This is a genomic window from Mesorhizobium sp. B2-2-3 (assembly GCF_006442405.1).
In the GTDB taxonomy this organism is placed as follows: domain Bacteria; phylum Pseudomonadota; class Alphaproteobacteria; order Rhizobiales; family Rhizobiaceae; genus Mesorhizobium.
The window spans coordinates 26,513-44,541 of the sequence record NZ_VFWC01000001.1; the positions used below are offsets into that span (position 1 = coordinate 26,513).

Consider the following 18,029-nt stretch of genomic DNA (forward strand, 5'->3'; position numbering starts at 1 on the left):
CGAAAATTTTTGAAAGTGTTTTTGTCGCACTCCGCTCGACCGGGACTTATGCATCGCCTTTAATTGGCGCACAATTCATCAGCAATGTTTGGCTGTACCGGCCGGTTTGTTCGTATTGGAATGGGAGGCGGACAATGGCAGAAACGTCGAAAATCGATGGCGGGCGTCTGACGACCCATGTCCTGGATACGGCAACCGGCAAGCCCGCGGCGGGATTGTCGATCGCGCTCTACCGGATCGATGGCCCGGCCAGGACGCATCTGAAGACGGTCGCCACCAACGCCGATGGCCGTTGCGACGCACCGCTTTTGGCCGACGCGGATTTCCAGACCGGCGAATACGAGCTGGTTTTCGCCGCTGGCGACTATCTGCGGCGCCAGGGAACGAAACTGCCCGAGCCGGCCTTCCTCGACACCGTGCCGATCCGCTTCGGCATGGCGGATGCCGTGCACTATCATGTGCCGCTGCTCGTCTCGCCCTACGGCTATTCGACTTACAGGGGGAGCTGAGACGTGGCCGAGGTCAAGATCCGTAACGATATTCGTGTTATCCTCAACGGCAGGGATGTCGTGCTGTCATCCGTGGCGCCTGACGCGACCTTGCTCGACTGGCTGCGGCTCGACCGATCGCTGCGCGGCACCAAGGAAGGCTGCGCAGAGGGCGATTGCGGCGCTTGCACCGTGCTGGTCGGCAGGCTTTCCGCCGGCGAACTGGTCTATGAAAGTGTCAACGCCTGCATCCGCTTTCTGGGTTCGTTGGACGGCACCCATGTCGTGACGGTCGAGCATCTCCGTGGAACGCCGGGCCAGTTGCACCCGGTGCAGCAGGCGATGGTGGATTTCCACGGTTCGCAATGCGGCTTCTGCACGCCAGGTTTCGTCATGTCGCTTTACGGCTTGTGGATGAAATCACCGGAACCGTCGGACGCGGCCATCGAAAAGGCCTTGCAGGGCAATCTCTGCCGCTGCACCGGCTATGAGGCGATCATGCGCGCGGCTCGCGCCATCTCCAGCTACGGCAAAGCACAGAAGGATCCGCTGGCGCTGGAGCGTCAGTCGATCATGGCCAGACTCGAGGCGATGGGCGACGGCGCACGGATCGAGATCGGCGCCGGCAAGGCGCGGCTCGTCGTGCCGGCTGACGTTGACGATTTCGCCGCCGTGCTCGACAAGGAACCGGGCGCCACCATCGTCGCCGGCTCGACCGATGTCGGTCTCTGGGTGACCAAGCACATGCGCGATATTTCGCCTGTCATCTTCATCGGCAATCTCGACGGGCTGTGCGCCATTGCCGAGGACAAGGACGTGATCTCGATCGGCGCCGGCGTCACCTATTCCGATGCCTTCGCGATGCTGTCGAAACGCATCCCGGCGCTCGGGCCATTGTTCGATCGCATCGGCGGCGAACAGGTGCGCAACATGGGCACGATCGGCGGCAACATCGCCAATGGCTCGCCGATCGGCGACACACCGCCGCCATTCATCGCGCTCGGCGCGCGGCTGACGCTGCGCCGTGGAAGCAAGCGGCGCACGATCCCGCTCGAGGATTTCTTCATCGCCTATGGCAAGCAGGACCGGCAGGCCGGCGAGTTCGTCGAGGCCGTGCATGTGCCGGTTCCGGCAAACGAAACGAAGTTCGGCGTCTACAAGATCACCAAGCGCCGCGACGAGGATATCACCGCCGCCCTCGGCGCGTTTTTTCTGACCTTGGCCAGGGACGGCACCGTGGCCGATATCCGCATCGCCTATGGCGGCATGGCGGCGACGCCGAAGCGGGCTGCGGCGGTCGAGAAAGCTCTGCTCGGCAAACCCTGGACCGAAGAAACAGTCGAGGCGGCGATGACCGAATACCCAACGGATTTCACGCCGCTCACCGACATGCGGGCAAGCGCTGAATATCGGGCTTTGGCGGCGAAAAACTTGTTGCTGCGTTTCTTTGTCGAAACCACCGGCACCAGGGCACCGTTCCAGGTGTCGCGCAACGAGGCGGCATGATGAACAAGCACGCCAGCGCCAATTTAAAGGCCGAAAAGATCGTCGGCGGCGTCGCCACAGACCAGCGCCATGATTCCGCGCACAAGCATGTCAGCGGCAGCGCCGTTTACATCGATGATATGCCCGAACCGGCGGGCACGCTGCATGGCTGCCTCGGCTTGGCCACGGCCACGCATGCCGCCATCGCCAAAATGGACCTGTCGGCGGTGCGCGCCGCCCCCGGCGTGATCGACGTGCTCACGGCAAAGGATGTGCCGGGCGAGAACGACATTTCGCCGACCGGGCGCCATGACGAGCCGGTACTCGCCGACGGCAAGGTACAGTTTTTCGGCCAGCCGATCTTTTGCGTGATTGCCGAGACGCGCGAGCAGGCGCGGCGCGCCACGAGGCTGGCAAGGGTCGAATACGAGGAATTGCCTTTCGTCACCGACATCGGCGCGCTTGATCCGACCAGGGACAAACTCGTCACGCCGCCTCTGACGCTGAAGCGCGGCGACGCGGCTGCTGCGATCCGTCAGGCCCCCCGCCGGCTGAAAGGAAAAATGCGCGTCGGCGGCCAGGAGCATTTCTACCTCGAAGGGCATATCGCGATGGCGGTTCCCGGCGAGGATCAGGACGTCACCATCTATTCCTCGACGCAGCATCCGAGCGAAGTCCAGCACATGGTTGGTCATGCACTCGGCGTGCCGAGCAACGCCATTACCGTGGAAATGCGTCGCATGGGGGGCGGCTTCGGCGGCAAGGAAACGCAGGGCAACCAGTTTGCAGCGCTGGCCGCGATCGCAGCCAAGAAGCATCATCGGGCAGTGAAAATCCGGCCCGATCGCGATGACGACATGATCGCCACCGGCAAGCGGCACGATTTCCTCATCGACTACGAAGCCGGCTTCGACGATGAGGGCAATATTCTCGGCGTCGACTTCATGTTCGCGGCGCGCTGCGGCTTTTCTGCGGACCTTTCCGGCCCGGTCACCGACCGCGCGCTGTTCCACTGCGACAACACCTATTTCTGGCCGGCGGTGCATGCGCAGTCGGCGCCGCTCTACACCAACACGGTCTCGAACACCGCCTTTCGCGGCTTCGGCGGCCCGCAAGGCATGGTCGGCGCCGAGCGCATCATCGACGAGGTGGCGTTTGCCGTCGGCAAGGACCCGCTTGAGATCCGCAAGCGGAATTTCTATGGAACCGCCGACCGCAACGTCACGCCCTACCACCAGGTGGTCGAGGACAACATCATCCACCGCATCGTCGCGGAACTGGAAGAAAGCGCCAGCTATGCAAGGCGCCGGCGCGAAATCTCGGCCTTCAACAACAACAGCCGCTTCATCAAGCGAGGCCTCGCACTGACGCCGGTCAAATTCGGCATCTCGTTTACCGCCACGCATTACAACCAGGCCGGCGCGCTGGTGCATGTCTACACCGACGGTTCGGTGCATCTGAACCATGGCGGCACCGAGATGGGGCAGGGCCTCAACGTCAAGGTGGCGCAAGTGGTGGCGCAAGAGTTCCAGATCGATCTCGACCAGGTGAAGATCACCGCGACGACCACCGGCAAGGTGCCGAACACCTCGGCCACCGCCGCGTCGTCCGGCACCGACCTCAATGGAATGGCGGCGCAGAACGGCGCCCGCCAGATCAAGGACCGGCTGACCGATTTCGCCGCCGAGAAATACCAGGTGCCACGCGACCAGGTGCTGTTCCTGCCCAACAGGGTGCGCATCGGCAACCAGGAGATACCTTTCGCCGACCTCGTCAAGCAGGCCTATATGGCCCGCATCCAGCTTTCGGCGGCCGGCTTTTACAAGACGCCGAAGATCCACTGGGACCGCGACAAGGGCGAGGGCCGTCCTTTCTATTATTTCGCCTATGGCGCCTCCTGCTCGGAAGTCTCGGTCGACACGCTGACCGGCGAATACATGGTCGAACGCACCGACATCCTGCACGAGACGGGCCGCTCGCTGAACCGCGCCATCGACCTCGGCCAGGTCGAGGGCGGCTTTATCCAGGGCATGGGCTGGCTGACGACCGAGGAACTGTGGTGGGATGACAAGGGCCGGCTGCGCACGCATGCGCCCTCGACCTATAAGATCCCGCTGGCGTCGGACCGGCCCAAGATCTTCAACGTGACACTGGCCGATTGGCCGGAGGCCGGTGAGCCGACGATCCATCGCTCCAAGGCGGTCGGCGAGCCGCCCTTCCCGCTCGGCATGTCGGTGCTGCATGCCCTGTCCGACGCGGTGGCAAGCGTCGCCGACCACAGGATCTGTCCACGTCTCGATGCGCCTGCGACACCGGAACGCGTGCTGATGGCGATCGAGCGGTTGAAGCAAGAGGCGAAGGCCTGACACCGGCAACACGTGCAAAACAGGCCGAAAAGGCCTATATTTCCCGACAGGGAATGTAAAAAATGAACACGACTGTGCAAAGCCTGAAAGCCTTTCTTGGCCAAACCGGCCGGGTCGCGCTCGTCGAGGTCGCGGCGACGAAGGGCTCGACGCCGCGCGAGAAGGGCGCCTTCATGCTCGTCTCGCAAGCAGCGACATCGGGCACGATCGGCGGCGGCCAACTGGAATATATGGCCATCGACAAGGCACGGCAGATGCTGGGCTCTTTACCCTCCTCCTTGCGGGGAGGGTCGGCGAGCGGACGCCGCGAAGCGGCGTCAGCGAAACGGGGCGGGGGAGCGGCGTTCACAGATCCCTCGACGACGACGTCGTCCAACCCTATCCACAAGGGGGAGGGTGAAGAGACCCGCCCCGACGCCCACGTGATCCTCGACGTGGCGCTCGGCCCGGAGATCGGCCAATGCTGTGGCGGGCGTGTCGAAGTGTCGATCCGCCTCGTCGATGCGACGTTGGCGCAGGAGCTGATTTCGGCCGCGGAAGTCGAGCAGGCTAAAGTGCCTTGTGTCTACATCTTCGGCGGCGGCCACGTCGGCCAGGCGCTGGCCTCCGCGGTCGCCCTTCTCCCTGTGCACCCCGTTGTCATCGAAACACGGGCAGACGCGCTTGAAGGAATGCCGCAAGCCATCGAGACGCGGCTGACCCCGATGCCTGAAGCCGAGGTGCGCAACGCGCCTGCAGGCAGCGCCTTCGCCATCCTCACCCATGATCATGCGCTGGACTTCCTGATTGTCGCCGAAGCCCTGAAGCGTGATGACACCGCCTATGTCGGCATGATCGGCTCAAAGACCAAGAAAGCGACATTCAGGAATTGGTTCCTGAAGTCGGCTGAGGGCACGGAAGCGCAGTTTGCCCGCCTCGTTTCCCCAATTGGCGGTGATGCCGTGAAAGACAAGCGCCCATCCGTCATTGCCGCGCTAGCGGCCGCCGAGATCATGACGGCGCTGGTCAATCACGGCGCCGCGGCAAATGCCGAGCACCAGGTGCCGCATGATAGGACGACGGCCGGGTAAGGTCACGTCGCGGCTATACCGGTTGCTTCAAGCCCAGATGATCGCGCAGTGTGCGGCCCTCATAATCCCTACGAAACAGGCCGCGCCGCTGCAGCTCCGGCACGACCAGGGTGGCGAAGGCATCGAGTTCGCCGGGGAAATATGACGGCATGACGTTGAAGCCGTCCGCCGCACCGCCCTCGAACCGGGCCTGGAGTTCGTCTGCGATCTGCACCGCGGTCCCGACGATGCGCCAATGGCCGCGTGCGCCAGCGAAATGGCGGGCAAGCTGGCGGATGGAAAGGCCGTCGCGGCGCGATTGCTCGATGACCAGGGCCTGCCGGCTTTTCATGCCTTCGCTCTCCGGCAATTCGGGCAGCGGCCCGTCGAGCGGATAGCGCCGAAGATCGGAGATGCTGAGATAGCTGGACAGCAGCGCTACGCCGACGTCATCGGGGATCAGCTCCTGCAGCTCCTCGTATTTCGCCCGCGCTTCCGCTTCGGTTTCCGCCACCACCGGGGCGACGCCGGGCATGATCTTGATGTCGTCCGGTTCGCGTCCATAGGCCGCCAGACGGCCCTTGAGATCGTCGTAGAAAGCCTTCGCTTCCGCGAAAGTCTGCGCGGCGGTGAACACCACATCGGCGGTGCGAGCGGCGAGATCGCGGCCGACATCCGAGGCGCCGGCCTGAACCATGACCGGGGCGCCCTGCGGCGAACGCGGCAAATCGAGTGGATCGCACACCGAAAAGCTCTGGCCGTCATGGCCGGAGGCGCCGAGCTTGCCGTGCCAAAGCCTGGTGACGACTTCGGCGAATTCTCGTGCCCGTTCATAACGATCGGCGTGGGGTCTGAGACCCGTTGCGCCGAAGTTGGCGGCCTCGATCGGGCTGGCCGACGTGACCAGGTTCCAGCCGGCGCGCCCGCCGCTCAGCTGGTCGAGCGAAAGGAAGGTTCGTGCCAGCCCGTAAGGCTCGTTGTAGCTGGTCGAAGCCGTGGAGACGAGGCCGATGCGGCTGGTCTGGACAGCGAGTGCGGAAAGCAGGCTGATCGGCTCGAAGCCGATCGAACGCGAGGTCTGGCTGGCGATGCTGACATCGGCTTCGCGCAGGCCGGCCGCATCCTCGCAGAACAACAGGTCGAATTTCGCCGCTTCCGCCGTGCGTGCCAGCGCGACGTAATGATCGATGTCGATCCCGGCCTTCACATGGGCCTGGGGATGCCGCCAGGCGGCGATATGGTGGCCCGTCGCCCACAGAAAGGCGCCGAGCTTTATCTGGCGTGCGGTCATCGGTCGCCTCCGCCGCTGAGTCCCAGATGCGAGCGCAGCGTTGTGCCCCCATGGCTCACGCCGCGCCGCCGCAGCTCCGGCAGAACGCGATTGGTGAAATCGTCGAGCGCTGAAATGTGCGCGGACAGCCGGATGTTGAATCCGTCGCAATTGTTCGCCCGGAATTCTTCCTCCATCCTGTCGGCCAGCCCGGCGACGCCGTTGGCGGCGAGGGATATGTCAGCCAATATCCTCACGGCATCCGGTTCGCGCCCGGACGCGGAAACGCGGCGCCTGCATTCGTCATGGCGTGCCTTGCGCCGCGCTGCCTGCCTTTCGTCCAGCAGGATGACATCGGCTGTGCGCGCGGCAATGTCGAGGTCGCCTGCCGCCAGGCCGGACAGGACCAGAACCGGCGTATCCTGCGGCGAACGCGCCACGTTCAGCGGTCCGCGCACGGCGAAGAATTCGCCCTTGTGGTCGAGCTGGTGCATTTTTCCGGGATCGTGAAAGCGGCCGCTGTCTTTGTCGAACAACAGCGCGTCCGCCTCCCAGCCATTCCACAAGCCCTGGACGATGCCGATATATTCCTCCGAGCGGCGGCGAAACTCGTCGCTGGAAAATCCATCCGGCCGGCTGAAATTGGCCGCCTCGCTCGGCGCCTGCGCCATGGTTGCGTTCCATCCGGCGCGACCGTGGCTGATGATATCGAGCGAGGCGAACCGGCGCGCCAGATTGTAGGGCTGGTGGGCAACCATCGACGCGGTGGCGACCAGCCCGATCCTGCTCGTCACGGTCGCCAGTGCGGCAAGCAGGGTCGTCGCTTCGAACGGGTTGCCCGACCCGGCCCTGCCCGGCGGCGCATCGTCGAGAACAATCATGTCCAGCCCGGCCGCTTCCGCCCGCTGCGCGAAGCCGGCCAAGTCGCTGAAGGTGAGCGCGCCGGCCTGCCCGGTCGTGGAGGCAATGTTGAGCGAAACGGTGAGATGCATTGTGGCTAGCTCGTCAGTCGGCGCAAAGCCCATCGGCCATGAGGCGGCATCCGCGAACCTAAGTTCGCCTTCGCGCAAGGCAACCCTTGCGACTGGGCCAGGAGCCGCTCACTTGCCGACCAGTATGTCCTTGATCAGCCGCTGGCAGCGCTCGGCCATGAAATCCAGCAGCAGGCGCACTTTCGGGTCCTGCAGCTTCTTGTGCGGATAGACGGCGGCGAACTGCACCGGCGTCGGCGGCGTGCCGGCCAGGATGATCTTCAGCCGCCGGTCGCGGATGAACGGCTCGACCTCGAAGCGCGGCTTGTTGATGATGCCGCGCCCCGACAGCGCCCAGCCGGTCAGCACGTCGCCATCGTCCGTATCATAGGGCCCGTGCACCTCGAATTTCTGCGGCCCGTTCGGCGTCTGCAGGGTCCAGACATATTCGCGCGCGCCGGAATAGCGCAGCATCAGGCAATCGTGCTTCCTGCTGATCAGTTCCTGCGGCTCGGCCGGCTCTCCGCGCGCCTCCAGATATTTGGGTGCCGCGACCAGCACCCGCTCGCATTCCATGATGCCGCGCATCCTGAGGCTGGAATCTTCGATGATACCGAGTCGGAAGGCGACGTCGATGCCCTCTTTCATGATATCGACATTGTGATCCGAGAGCCTCAGCCGCACCTCGATATCAGGGTATTTGTCGTGGAAATCGGGAATACCCGAGGCGACCAGGCGGCGGCCGAGGCCGAGCGGCGCGGTCACGCGGATGGTGCCGCGCGGCTGACCGGAAAGGGCCGAAACCGCGGCCTCCGCCTCGGTGATCGCTTCCAGCACTTGCTTGGCGCCGGTGTAGAACACCGTGCCATGCTCGGTCGGCATCAATTGTCGTGTCGTGCGGTTGAACAGCCGCACACCAAGGTGCTTCTCCAGCTCCTTGATGCGGTTGGAAGCAACCGCCGGCGAAATGCGCATGTCGCGCCCGGCCGCCGACAGATTGCCGAGCTCGACCACGCGGACGAAGACGGCGATGTTGTCGAGATAGGCCATGCGGTTCAGGGGCTTTCAATCAAGCTGCGTGCGAGCAACCTAGTATTTTCCAATTTTTTTTGAAAGTCATCGCACACCTCGCCTCTTTCCGTTTGCGCGCCACACCGTAAAGTCGCTTCATCGGCAGGGACGACTTCAATGATGGATTTCGCTATTTTCTGGGACTGGCTGAGCTTTGCCGTGCGCTGGCTGCACGTCATCACCGGCATCGCCTGGATCGGCTCGTCCTTCTATTTCGTCGCGCTCGATCTCGGTTTGCGCCAGCGACCGGGCATGCCTGTCGGCGCCTTCGGCGAGGAGTGGCAGGTGCATGGCGGCGGCTTCTATCACATCCAGAAATACCTGGTCGCGCCGGCCGAGATGCCGGAACACCTCACCTGGTTCAAATGGGAATCCTACGCCACCTGGCTGTCCGGCTTCGCCATGCTGTGCGTGGTCTACTATGCCGGGGCCGACCTGTTCCTGATCGATCCCAACGTGCTGCCGATGTCTGTGCCGGTCGGCATCCTCCTGTCGATGGCGACGATCGGCGTCGGCTGGATGGTCTATGACCTGCTCTGCCGTTCGCCGCTGGGCAAAAGCGACACTGGCCTGATGCTGGTGCTCTACTGCGTGCTGGTGTTCATCGCCTGGGGACTGACCCATCTGTTCACCGGCCGCGCCGCTTTCCTGCATCTGGGCGCCATCACCGCCACGATCATGTCGGCCAATGTCTTCATGGTCATCATCCCCAACCAGAAGATTGTCGTCGCCGACCTCATCGCCGGCCGCAAGCCGGATCCGAAATACGGCAAGATCGCCAAGCAGCGCTCGCTCCATAACAATTACCTGACGCTGCCGGTGCTGTTTCTGATGCTGTCGAACCATTACCCGCTGGCGTTCGGCACTGAGTTCAACTGGATCATCGCCTCCCTGGTGTTCATCATCGGCGTGTTGATCCGCCACTACTTCAACACCGTGCACAAGCGCGCCGGCAACCCGCACTGGACCTGGCTGGGCGCCCTTGTCCTGTTCCTCATCATCGTCTGGTTGTCCACCGTGCCGAAGGTGTTGAGCGGCGAACCGAAGGCGTCCGCCTCGGCCCAAGTCTATATCGCCTCGGCCCATTTCCCGGCCGTGCGCGACACCGTGCTCGGCCGCTGCTCGATGTGCCATTCACCGGAGCCGGTCTACGAGGGCATCTACCATGCGCCCAAGGGCGTGATGCTGGATACCGACGCCGGCATCGCCGAGCATGCCCGCGAGATCTATCTGCAGGCCGGCCGCAGCCATGCCATGCCGCCCGCCAATGTCAGCCAGATCACCGACAAGGAGCGGGCGCTGCTGGTGGCCTGGTTCGAAGGCGCGGGGAAATAAGCATGACATCGACACTTCTGCGTGGCCGCACGCTGTCCTTCGTGCGCTGGCCTGAAAGCATCGATGATCATTCCGCCTGGCGCTACGAGGAGGATGGCGGCCTGCTGATCCACGACGGCAGGATCGTCGCTGCGGGCGCTTACGTCGATGTTGAAAGGAAAGCAGGCGAGACAGCGAGAAGGATTGATCACCGGCCGCATCTGCTGCTTCCGGGCTTCATCGATGCCCATGTGCATTTCCCGCAGATGCAGATCATCGCCTCCTACGGCGCGGAACTGCTCGATTGGCTGAACGCCTACACTTTCCCGGAGGAGACGAAGTTCGCCAATGCGCAGCATGGCCGGCGCGTCGCGCGGCTGTTCCTCGACGAGATGGTGCGCCACGGCACCACGACGGTTGCCGCCTACTGTTCCGTGCACAAGGCCTCCGCAGAAGCTTTCTTCGCCGAGTCGCATGATCGCAACATGCTCAACATTGCCGGCAAGGTGATGATGGATCGCAACGCGCCCGATGGCGTGCTCGACACGCCGCAATCGGGCTATGACGACAGCAAGGCGCTGATCAGCGAGTGGCACGGCAAGGGCCGGCAGCTTTACGCCATCACGCCTCGCTTTGCGATCACCTCGTCGCCGGAGCAAATGGAGATGGCCGGCGCGCTGTGCCGCGAATACCCCGACCTGCACATCCAGACGCATCTGTCGGAAAACCATGCCGAGATCGCCTTCACGCAGGAGCTTTATCCGTGGTCGCGCGACTACACCGACGTCTATGAGCATTACGGGCTGTTGGGGAGAAAGAGCCTGCTCGGCCATTGCATCCATCTGTCGGAGCGGGAAGCGGACGCGCTTTCGGACAGCGGCTCCGTAGCCGTGTTCTGCCCGACCTCGAACCTTTTCCTCGGCTCCGGCCTGTTCGATTATCAGCGCTACCGCACCCGCGATAAAGCCCTCCGCATCGCCGCCGCCACCGATGTCGGTGGCGGCACCAACTATTCCATGCTGCGCACCATGGACGAGGGCTACAAGGTGATCGCGCTGAACGGCGAGAAGCTGAACCCGTTCCAGTCCTTCTGGCAGGTCACGCGCGGCAACGGCGAGGCGCTGTCGGTGGCGCAAAGGATCGGCACGCTGGAGGAAGGCACCGATGCCGATATCGTCGTGCTGGACGCCAGGGCGACGTCGTCGATGCGGCTCAGGATGGAGACCGTCGAGACGCTGGCGCAGGAACTCTTTCTCTTGCAGACGCTGGGCGATGATCGCGCCGTGCGCGAGGTCTATGTGGCGGGTCGGCCGGCAAAAACCGATCTGGCAATTTAGAACGTGACGGCGCGTTCCTTGCTTGACCCGGGCTTGACCCAGCGGCAACCATCCGTCAAAGCGTGCGGCGACGTTGAAAGGGGAACGACATGGCCGTTGCCGAAGACATCGCTCTGATCAAGAGACAGGAGGAAGCCCTTGTCTTTCCCGCCTTCGACGAGGCTGTTGCGTTCAGTATCGGATCCGCGATCCGCGACCGGGCGCTCGCCGAAAATCTCCCGATCATCGCCGATATCAGGACCTTCGACCGGCCGCTGTTCTACGCCGCCATGCCGGGCTCGAACGCTTCCAATCCCGACTGGGCGCGGCGCAAGATCAACGTCGTCAAGCGGTTCCTGAAAAGCACTTACCGCATGGTGCTGGAACAGCAGCGCCCCGACCGCACCTTTAAGATCGGCGAGGGCCTGGATATTGCCGACTACGTGCTGGCCGGCGGCGGCTTTCCCGTCACGGTCAAGGGTGTCGGGGTCATCGGCGTCATCGCCGTCTCCGGGTTGCCGGAGCGCGAGGATCACGGCGTGGTGGTCGATGCGCTGTGTAGTCATTTGGGCATCGACAAGCGCGAGTTTTCGCTGCCGCCCGAGGAAAAATCGTGACGTTGACGCCGCCCCTCATCCGCCTGACGGCACCTTCTCCCCGTATAGTGACGGGGAGAAGGGATGCGCACCAGCGCCGGCGACCCCCTCTCTCCGTCTCTTTACGGGGAGAGGGTGAGGGGCAGCGCCGACGGTTGCTCAATTCGAAAGACGCCGATGGCGCCAAAGGATGACCTTGTTCGACCCCAAATCCTTTCTCGTTTCAATCTTCGACGCGGCCGTCGCCGCCGCCGATCCGGAAAAGACCATCCGCGATCATTTGCCGGCCAGGCCCAAGGGCCGCACCATCGTCATCGGCGCCGGCAAGGGCTCGGCGCAGATGGCGGCGGCCTTCGAGAAAGCGTGGGACGGTCCGATCGAAGGACTGGTCGTCACCCGCTACGGCTATGGCGCGAAATGCGAGCGCATCGAGATCATCGAGGCGGCGCATCCGGTGCCGGACGCCGCCGGCCTCGAGGCTTCGCGGCGGCTGCTCGAGAAGGTGCAAGGGCTGACCGCCGACGATCTGGTGGTGGCGCTGATTTCCGGCGGCGGTTCGGCGCTGCTGCCGTCACCGGCAACCGGCCTGACATTGGCCGACGAGATCGCCGTCAACGAGGCGCTGCTGGCGTCGGGCGCGCCGATCGCGGCGATGAACACCATCCGCAAGCATCTTTCCACCATCAAGGGAGGCCGGCTGGCCGCCGCCGCCTGGCCGGCCAAAATGGTGTCGCTGGTTGTCTCCGATATTCCCGGTGACAATCCGGCGCTGGTCGCATCCGGCCCGACCGTTCCCGACACCGGCAGCCGGGCGGATGCGCTGGCGTCGATATCAGCCTACGGCATGAACCTGCCGGCCTCGGTCATGGCGCATATCAATTCACCGGCCGCCGATGCACCAATTCCCGGGGATGAGCGCTTTTCGCGCAACGAGGTGCATCTGATCGCCTCCGCCGGCGTGTCGCTCGAAGCAGCCGCAGCGGAAGCGAGCCGACAGGGCATGGAAGCTGTCATTCTCTCGGATGCCATCGAAGGCGAAGCCCGCGAGGTGGGCGGGGTTCACGCGGCCATCGCGCGCGAAGTAGCGACACGCAATCGGCCTTTCTCAAAGCCGGTGCTGATCCTGTCCGGCGGCGAGACCACGGTGACGCTGCGTGCCAAGGGGAAAGGCGGCCGCAACTCCGAATTCCTGCTCGCCTTCGCCATCGGCATCAATGATGTGAAGGGCATTCACGCCCTGGCCGCCGACACCGACGGCATCGACGGCTCGGAGGACAATGCCGGCGCCTTCGCCGATGGTTCCACGGTCGCGCGCATGCGCGCGGCCGGCATCGACGCCAAGGCGATGCTGGCAGGCAACAATGCCTGGACGGCTTTCAACGCGGTCGGCGATCTGTTCGTGCCCGGTCCGACCGGCACCAATGTCAACGATCTCAGGGCCATCCTGATTCGCTAATCGTTTGGATCAGGCAGCCATCAGCCGCTTCACCTGCTTCATGTCGTCAAGGAACCGTTCTCGCTCGGCCCCCTTGTCCGCACGGTCACGGATGCGCAGGATGAAGGATGGATGGATGGTGATGAACACACGCATGCCATCTTCCCGCTCGATCGCCTGGCCGCGCATCTTCGTCACCGGAACCGCCTTGCCGAGCAGCGACAATGCCGCCGTTGCGCCAAGCGCCACGGCAAGGTTCGGTTTGATCAGTCCGAATTCCTGGTCGAGCCACCAGCGGCACGCCTGAATCTCGCCGGCGTTCGGCTTGGAATGAATGCGACGCTTGCCGCGCGGCTCGAACTTGAAGTGCTTGACCGCATTGGTGACGTAGACTTTCTGGCGGTCGACCCCGGCGTCGTCCAGTATGGCGTCGAACACCCTGCCGGCCGGGCCAACGAAGGGAGCGCCGGCGAGATCTTCCTGATCGCCGGGCTGCTCGCCGACGAAAATCACCTTGGCGCCGTCAGGCCCTTCGCCGAACACGGTCTGCGTCGCATCGCGCCACAGCGGGCAGCGGTGGCAAGCCTTCGCTACCTCACGCAGCTCCGAGATCGAGGTGACATCTGGCAGTGGCTCGTCGGACGGCCCGGAAATGCGCCTGGCCGGCCTCTTCGCTTCATGCGTTTGGCCTGTGGTCGCCATCATCCTGTCCTGTCGGTTCTGACACTGAAATGGACGGGAAGGGCGATGGTTCCTCCGAGGGCTCAGACCTCGTGCAGATAGAGGTGATAGTCCAGCTCGCTGACCGTGCGCGCCACGCGCAGGTATTCGGACTGCTTGATCGCCACGAAGGTGCGGTGCAGGTCTTCGCCAAGCGCGCCTTTGAGGAAGCTGGACGCTCTGGCCGCCTCGATCGCCGCGCGCCAGTCGACCGGCATGGTCGTGCGCGTCACCGCCGCCTCATAGCCGTTTCCGGTCGTCTCGGGGCCGGGGTCGAGGCCTTCGTCGAGCCCTTTGACGATGCCGGCAAGCACGGTTGCCGCGATCAGATAGGGGTTGGCGTCGACGCCCGACGGCCGATGCTCGATGCGCCGGTTCCTGGCGTCGCCCGCCGGCACGCGCAGCGCCACCGACCGGTTGTTGACGCCCCAGGTCGGCGCCACCGGTGCATAGGATTGGGAGACGAAGCGCCGCCAGGAATTGGCGTGCGGCGCAAACACCAGCATCGATTCCGCCATGGTCTGGATCAGGCCGCCCAGCCCGCGCAGCAGTGGCAGCGACCAACTCTCGCCACCGGCCTCCGAAAAAACGTTTCGGCCAGCCTTGTCCTGCAGCGAGACGTGGAAATGCATGCCGGAGCCGGCATATTTCTCGATCGGTTTGGCCATGAAGCAAGCGGTGACGCCATGGCGGCGCGCCTGCGCCCGAACCAGCCGCTTCAGCATGACGAGGTCGTCGGCCGCCCGCATCACATCCTTGCGGTAGTTCAGCGTCAATTCGTACTGGCCGGGCGCATATTCGGAAATCACGGTCTCGGCCGGAATGCCCTGTGCCTTGGCCGCGGCATAGATGTCGGTAAACAGCGGCTCCATGCCGTGCAGATGGTCGACCGAGTAGACCTCGGTCTTGCCCGAGACGCGGCCATCCAGCACGGCGTGCGCCGGCTGCACCTTGCCGTCGCTGTCGCGCTCATTGGCGAGGAGAAAAAATTCGAGCTCGAAGGCGCCGGCCGGGTACAGCCCCTTGGCCGCCAATATGTCGACCTGCCTTGCCAGCGCCAGCCGCGGGTCCGATGACATCGGCGCGCCGTCGAGATGATACATCGCCATCAGCACCTGGCCGCGCGGCGGGTTGGTCCCGTGGAGCGGCACCAGCGTGCCAGGAATCGGCCAGGCGCGCAGATCGCCGTCGCCGGTGGTCCAGATCAGCCCGGTCTCGTGCACGTCCTCGCCGGTGATGTCGAGGCCGAGGATCGAGATCGGCATGTGCCGGCCGCCTTCGAAGATGGCTTTCAGCTCGTGCCGGCGCACGATCTTGCCACGGCCGACGCCGTTGGCATCGGTCAGCACGATATCGAAGGCTTCGATCTCAGGATGGGCGTCGAGAAAGGCCTGCGCCTCGGTGGGCGTCGAGCCCGAAGGTGAAGTCATGATGGAGCCCGGCCTGGCTTGCGCGCCTGTCTGTTGGGTGGCTTGTCTCATGCCGCAAGCTCCGCCGCAACTGCGCCGAAGGCGGTGATCAGCCGGTTGACCTGGGCGCCAGTGGTCGCCGGAGAGATCAGCATCATATTGTGGAAGGGCGCGATAAGCACGCCGCGATTGACCAGCACGACATGGATGGCGGCTTCGAGTTCCGGCGCGTGCGCGGCCTCCGCCTCCGCCCCATTGCGCAGCGGGCCCGGCGCGCAGATGAATTCGACGCGGACGCCGACGCGGGCGACATGCCATGGCAGGCGGTAGCGGTCGATGACCTTGGTCAGCCCGGCATCGAGCCGCCGCGCCAGATGATCCATGCGGTCGTAGTTCTCGGCCGTCATCACCTCTTCGAGCGCGGCGCGCATGGCCGCGAATTGCAGAGGATTGGCTGAGAGCGTCGTGCCCATGCCGGAATAACCCGGCTCTTTCGTGCTGTTGTAGTCGGCGTAGCGCGAGGCGACTTCTTCGCTCATGCCCCACACGCTTGCCGGTACACCGCCGGCGATCGGCTTGCCCAGCACGAACAGGTCCGGCTCCAGCCCGTATTTCGCGGTATAGCCGCCCGGTCCGGTCGAGATCGTGTGTGTCTCGTCGATCAGAAGCAGCGTGCCGGCCGCGCGCGTCAGCTTTCGCAGCGCCTCGTGGAAACCGGGATCGGCCAGCACCATGCAGGAATTGGTCAGCACCGGTTCGGCGATGACGCAGGCGACATCCTTGTCCCTGAGCGCCGCCTCCAGCGCGGCAACGTCGTTGAACTCGATGACCTTGGCCGTGCGGGTCAGGTCGCGGAATTCTCCGGCCAATCCGGGCCGGTTGGCCGGCTTGCCGTCGATCAGCCGCACCATCGTCTCGTCGACAGAGCCGTGATAACAGCCGTTGAAGACCAATATCTTTTCTCGCCCGGTGACGGCGCGGGCAACGCGCAGCGCGAAACGGTTGGCATCGGTCGCCGTCGTGGCGATCTGCCAGAACGGCAGGCCGAAGCGCTGTTGCAGCAGCGGTCCGATGGCGAGCGCATCTTCCGAAGGCAGCATGTATGTCAGGCCGCGTCCGGCCTGCCGGCGGATGGCGCGCGCTATCGCCGGCGGCGAGTGGCCGAACATCGATCCGGTGTCGCCGAGGCAGAAATCGTCGAGCCTGTTGCCGTCGATGTCGGTGATCGTAGCGCCTCTGGCGCTCTCGACCAGGATCGGAAACGGCGTCGGCCAGTCGTTCATCCAGTGCATCGGCACCCCGCCGAAGAAGCCAGGCAGGCCGTTGCCGGCCTTGGCCTGCGATTTCGGCCGCGCCTTGCGGAAGCGGGCGCCTTCGGCGTCCCGCAATGCGGCAATGCGGTCGCGGCTGACGCCGCCAATGGACGTGTGGGCGCTGTGCATGAAACCCCTCTTTGGCGCAGTAGTGGAGTAGTGGGGTAGGCGCTCAACGGCCCGGATGCTCTAAACCCGCTCCCATATTGCCCTACTCCCCTACTCCCCTAACCCGTGATGTCGATAACGCCGCAGTCGCCGGTGGCACTGCCGAAGGCGATGCGGCGTTCTTCCCTGTCCCACATCATCGAGGTGATGGCGCCCTTGCCGGGGCGGCGCAACAGCACTTCCTTGGCGTCGGAAAAACGCACCGCCATCACCATGCCGTCCTCATAGCCGATGGCGACAACATCCTGGCTTGGATGGCAGGCGACTGAGGTCACCATCGCATTGCCGCGCGTGCCGAGTTCCAGCGGCGCCTTGCCCATCGGCCCGTCCTTGCCTGAAAACGGCCAGACGATCGCCGCCGGCGCGCCGGAACTCGCCAGCCACTTGCCTTTCACGCTCCATGACAGGCTTTTGACCTTGGCGGGATAGCCGCTCATGCGCATATGCTTGCCGTCTGCCAGCTTCCAGCCGTGCAGCGCGTTTTCCTGCATGGTGGTGACCAGGAAGGCGCCATCCGGCGAGAAGGTGATGCCGGTATGGGCGCCAGCCCATTCGAGCTCCACCGGCTTGCCCTCGGCGGCCGGGAAATGCAGCGTCGCGCCATTGTAGCGCGCTACGCCGAAGCGCATGCCCTTGGGCGAAAATGCCAGCCCCTCGACCGAACGCGGATGGGCGAACTCTTTTGTGTGGCCGTCGGCAAAGCGCACATAGGCGGTCTTGCCTGTAGCGTAGGCGATGGCGCCTTGCGGGCCAGCGGCGACGCTGGTGACCCACTTCTTGCCCGCGCTCGCCAATTCCTTGGCCTCGCCGCCCGCTTTCACCGCAAACACCTTGCCGTCTTCGCCGCCGGTGAGCAGCCGGTCATTGGCGGCATCGTGGAAGGCCGCGAGCAGCCCGTCATTGGCCTGCACCGTCTTGTGGCCATTGTCGAGCCGATGGACGGTGCCGTCGGCCAGCGCGAAATGCGGCACGTCGCCGAGGAAGACGGCGGCAAGGCAATGGCCTTCGAGATCAAGCGGGGCGACGGTCGGCATGTAGGACAGGTCCATTCCAGATTG

15 protein-coding genes are annotated in these 18,029 nt (G+C 64.4%); 8 read left to right on the top strand and 7 right to left on the bottom strand.

Going from position 1 to position 18,029, the window contains the following annotated elements; translation table 11 throughout:
- Positions 1 to 134: 134 nt before the first annotated feature.
- The 4 genes from uraH (at position 135) to xdhC (ending at position 5,409) form a co-directional block, all read left to right on the top strand.
- Positions 135 to 509 (top strand): hydroxyisourate hydrolase, encoded by a 375-nt coding sequence (gene uraH / locus FJ951_RS00130; RefSeq protein ID WP_140501174.1) that lies wholly within the window; start codon positions 135 to 137, stop codon positions 507 to 509.
- A gap of 3 nt (positions 510 to 512) precedes the next feature.
- Positions 513 to 1,994: a xanthine dehydrogenase small subunit gene (gene xdhA, locus FJ951_RS00135; RefSeq protein ID WP_140512813.1), complete on the top strand. Its 1,482-nt coding sequence runs from the start codon at positions 513 to 515 to the stop codon at positions 1,992 to 1,994.
- A complete protein-coding gene (xdhB, locus tag FJ951_RS00140; RefSeq protein ID WP_140513537.1) occupies positions 1,994 to 4,339 on the top strand; it encodes a xanthine dehydrogenase molybdopterin binding subunit in 2,346 nt (781 codons plus the stop codon). Before xdhA ends, xdhB begins: the two co-directional genes overlap by 1 nt.
- A 62-nt stretch (positions 4,340 to 4,401) precedes the next feature.
- A complete protein-coding gene (xdhC, locus tag FJ951_RS00145) occupies positions 4,402 to 5,409 on the top strand; it encodes a xanthine dehydrogenase accessory protein XdhC (protein WP_140512815.1) in 1,008 nt (335 codons plus the stop codon).
- A gap of 13 nt (positions 5,410 to 5,422) precedes the next feature.
- On the opposite strand, the gene FJ951_RS00150 is transcribed toward xdhC, so the two are convergent.
- The 3 genes from FJ951_RS00150 to FJ951_RS00160 all read right to left on the bottom strand — a co-directional run bounded on the left by FJ951_RS00150 (position 5,423) and on the right by FJ951_RS00160 (position 8,679).
- Positions 5,423 to 6,679: an LLM class flavin-dependent oxidoreductase gene (locus tag FJ951_RS00150; protein ID WP_140512817.1), complete on the bottom strand. Its 1,257-nt coding sequence runs from the start codon at positions 6,677 to 6,679 to the stop codon at positions 5,423 to 5,425.
- Positions 6,676 to 7,650, bottom strand: coding sequence for an LLM class flavin-dependent oxidoreductase (locus FJ951_RS00155; RefSeq protein WP_140512819.1), 975 nt, complete (start codon positions 7,648 to 7,650; stop codon positions 6,676 to 6,678). Before FJ951_RS00155 ends, FJ951_RS00150 begins: the two co-directional genes overlap by 4 nt.
- A gap of 108 nt (positions 7,651 to 7,758) precedes the next feature.
- Positions 7,759 to 8,679 carry a LysR family transcriptional regulator gene (locus FJ951_RS00160; RefSeq protein ID WP_140501163.1) on the bottom strand — a complete coding sequence of 307 codons (921 nt, stop codon included), beginning with the start codon at positions 8,677 to 8,679 and terminating at the stop codon, positions 7,759 to 7,761.
- A 138-nt stretch (positions 8,680 to 8,817) separates the two neighbouring features.
- On the opposite strand from FJ951_RS00160, the gene FJ951_RS00165 reads away from it, so the two are divergent.
- The 4 genes from FJ951_RS00165 to FJ951_RS00180 all read left to right on the top strand — a co-directional run bounded on the left by FJ951_RS00165 (position 8,818) and on the right by FJ951_RS00180 (position 13,382).
- The gene (locus tag FJ951_RS00165) at positions 8,818 to 10,035 is read left to right on the top strand and encodes a urate hydroxylase PuuD (RefSeq protein ID WP_140512821.1); all 1,218 of its coding nucleotides are present in this window, start codon (positions 8,818 to 8,820) and stop codon (positions 10,033 to 10,035) included.
- 2 nt (positions 10,036 to 10,037) lie between these two features.
- Positions 10,038 to 11,351, top strand: coding sequence for a guanine deaminase (gene guaD / locus FJ951_RS00170; RefSeq protein ID WP_140512823.1), 1,314 nt, complete (start codon positions 10,038 to 10,040; stop codon positions 11,349 to 11,351).
- Between the two features lie 89 nt (positions 11,352 to 11,440).
- A complete protein-coding gene (locus tag FJ951_RS00175; RefSeq protein WP_140512825.1) occupies positions 11,441 to 11,947 on the top strand; it encodes a heme-degrading domain-containing protein in 507 nt (168 codons plus the stop codon).
- A 169-nt stretch (positions 11,948 to 12,116) separates the two neighbouring features.
- Positions 12,117 to 13,382: a glycerate kinase gene (locus FJ951_RS00180; protein WP_140512827.1), complete on the top strand. Its 1,266-nt coding sequence runs from the start codon at positions 12,117 to 12,119 to the stop codon at positions 13,380 to 13,382.
- Between the two features lie 9 nt (positions 13,383 to 13,391).
- On the opposite strand, the gene FJ951_RS00185 is transcribed toward FJ951_RS00180, so the two are convergent.
- The 4 genes from FJ951_RS00185 to FJ951_RS00200 form a co-directional block, all read right to left on the bottom strand.
- Positions 13,392 to 14,189 (bottom strand): UdgX family uracil-DNA binding protein, encoded by a 798-nt coding sequence (locus tag FJ951_RS00185; protein ID WP_348642786.1) that lies wholly within the window; start codon positions 14,187 to 14,189, stop codon positions 13,392 to 13,394.
- Positions 14,126 to 15,511, bottom strand: a complete 1,386-nt coding sequence (locus FJ951_RS00190; RefSeq protein WP_140513539.1) for a glutamine synthetase family protein — start codon at positions 15,509 to 15,511, stop codon at positions 14,126 to 14,128. The genes FJ951_RS00185 and FJ951_RS00190 overlap by 64 nt, the downstream gene beginning before the upstream one ends.
- A 47-nt stretch (positions 15,512 to 15,558) precedes the next feature.
- Complete coding sequence (locus FJ951_RS00195) at positions 15,559 to 16,932, bottom strand: aspartate aminotransferase family protein (RefSeq protein ID WP_140512831.1); 1,374 nt, start codon at positions 16,930 to 16,932, stop codon at positions 15,559 to 15,561.
- A 98-nt stretch (positions 16,933 to 17,030) separates the two neighbouring features.
- Entirely contained in the window at positions 17,031 to 18,005 is a 975-nt protein-coding gene (locus FJ951_RS00200) for a WD40 repeat domain-containing protein (RefSeq protein ID WP_140513541.1), read from the bottom strand.
- Positions 18,006 to 18,029 lie beyond the last annotated feature (24 nt).

What these genes read in the sequence shown, in the direction of transcription:
- uraH (WP_140501174.1), top strand. Translation starts at nt 135, where the DNA reads ATGGCAGAAACGTCGAAAATCGATGGCGGGCGTCTGACGACCCATGTC.
- xdhB (WP_140513537.1), top strand. Translation starts at nt 1,994, where the DNA reads ATGAACAAGCACGCCAGCGCCAATTTAAAGGCCGAAAAGATCGTCGGC.
- xdhC (WP_140512815.1), top strand. Translation starts at nt 4,402, where the DNA reads ATGAACACGACTGTGCAAAGCCTGAAAGCCTTTCTTGGCCAAACCGGC.
- FJ951_RS00150 (WP_140512817.1), bottom strand. Translation starts at nt 6,679, where the DNA reads ATGACCGCACGCCAGATAAAGCTCGGCGCCTTTCTGTGGGCGACGGGC.
- FJ951_RS00155 (WP_140512819.1), bottom strand. Translation starts at nt 7,650, where the DNA reads ATGCATCTCACCGTTTCGCTCAACATTGCCTCCACGACCGGGCAGGCC.
- FJ951_RS00160 (WP_140501163.1), bottom strand. Translation starts at nt 8,679, where the DNA reads ATGGCCTATCTCGACAACATCGCCGTCTTCGTCCGCGTGGTCGAGCTC.
- FJ951_RS00165 (WP_140512821.1), top strand. Translation starts at nt 8,818, where the DNA reads ATGATGGATTTCGCTATTTTCTGGGACTGGCTGAGCTTTGCCGTGCGC.
- guaD (WP_140512823.1), top strand. Translation starts at nt 10,038, where the DNA reads ATGACATCGACACTTCTGCGTGGCCGCACGCTGTCCTTCGTGCGCTGG.
- FJ951_RS00175 (WP_140512825.1), top strand. Translation starts at nt 11,441, where the DNA reads ATGGCCGTTGCCGAAGACATCGCTCTGATCAAGAGACAGGAGGAAGCC.
- FJ951_RS00180 (WP_140512827.1), top strand. Translation starts at nt 12,117, where the DNA reads ATGACCTTGTTCGACCCCAAATCCTTTCTCGTTTCAATCTTCGACGCG.
- FJ951_RS00190 (WP_140513539.1), bottom strand. Translation starts at nt 15,511, where the DNA reads ATGACTTCACCTTCGGGCTCGACGCCCACCGAGGCGCAGGCCTTTCTC.
- FJ951_RS00195 (WP_140512831.1), bottom strand. Translation starts at nt 16,932, where the DNA reads ATGCACAGCGCCCACACGTCCATTGGCGGCGTCAGCCGCGACCGCATT.
- FJ951_RS00200 (WP_140513541.1), bottom strand. Translation starts at nt 18,005, where the DNA reads ATGCCGACCGTCGCCCCGCTTGATCTCGAAGGCCATTGCCTTGCCGCC.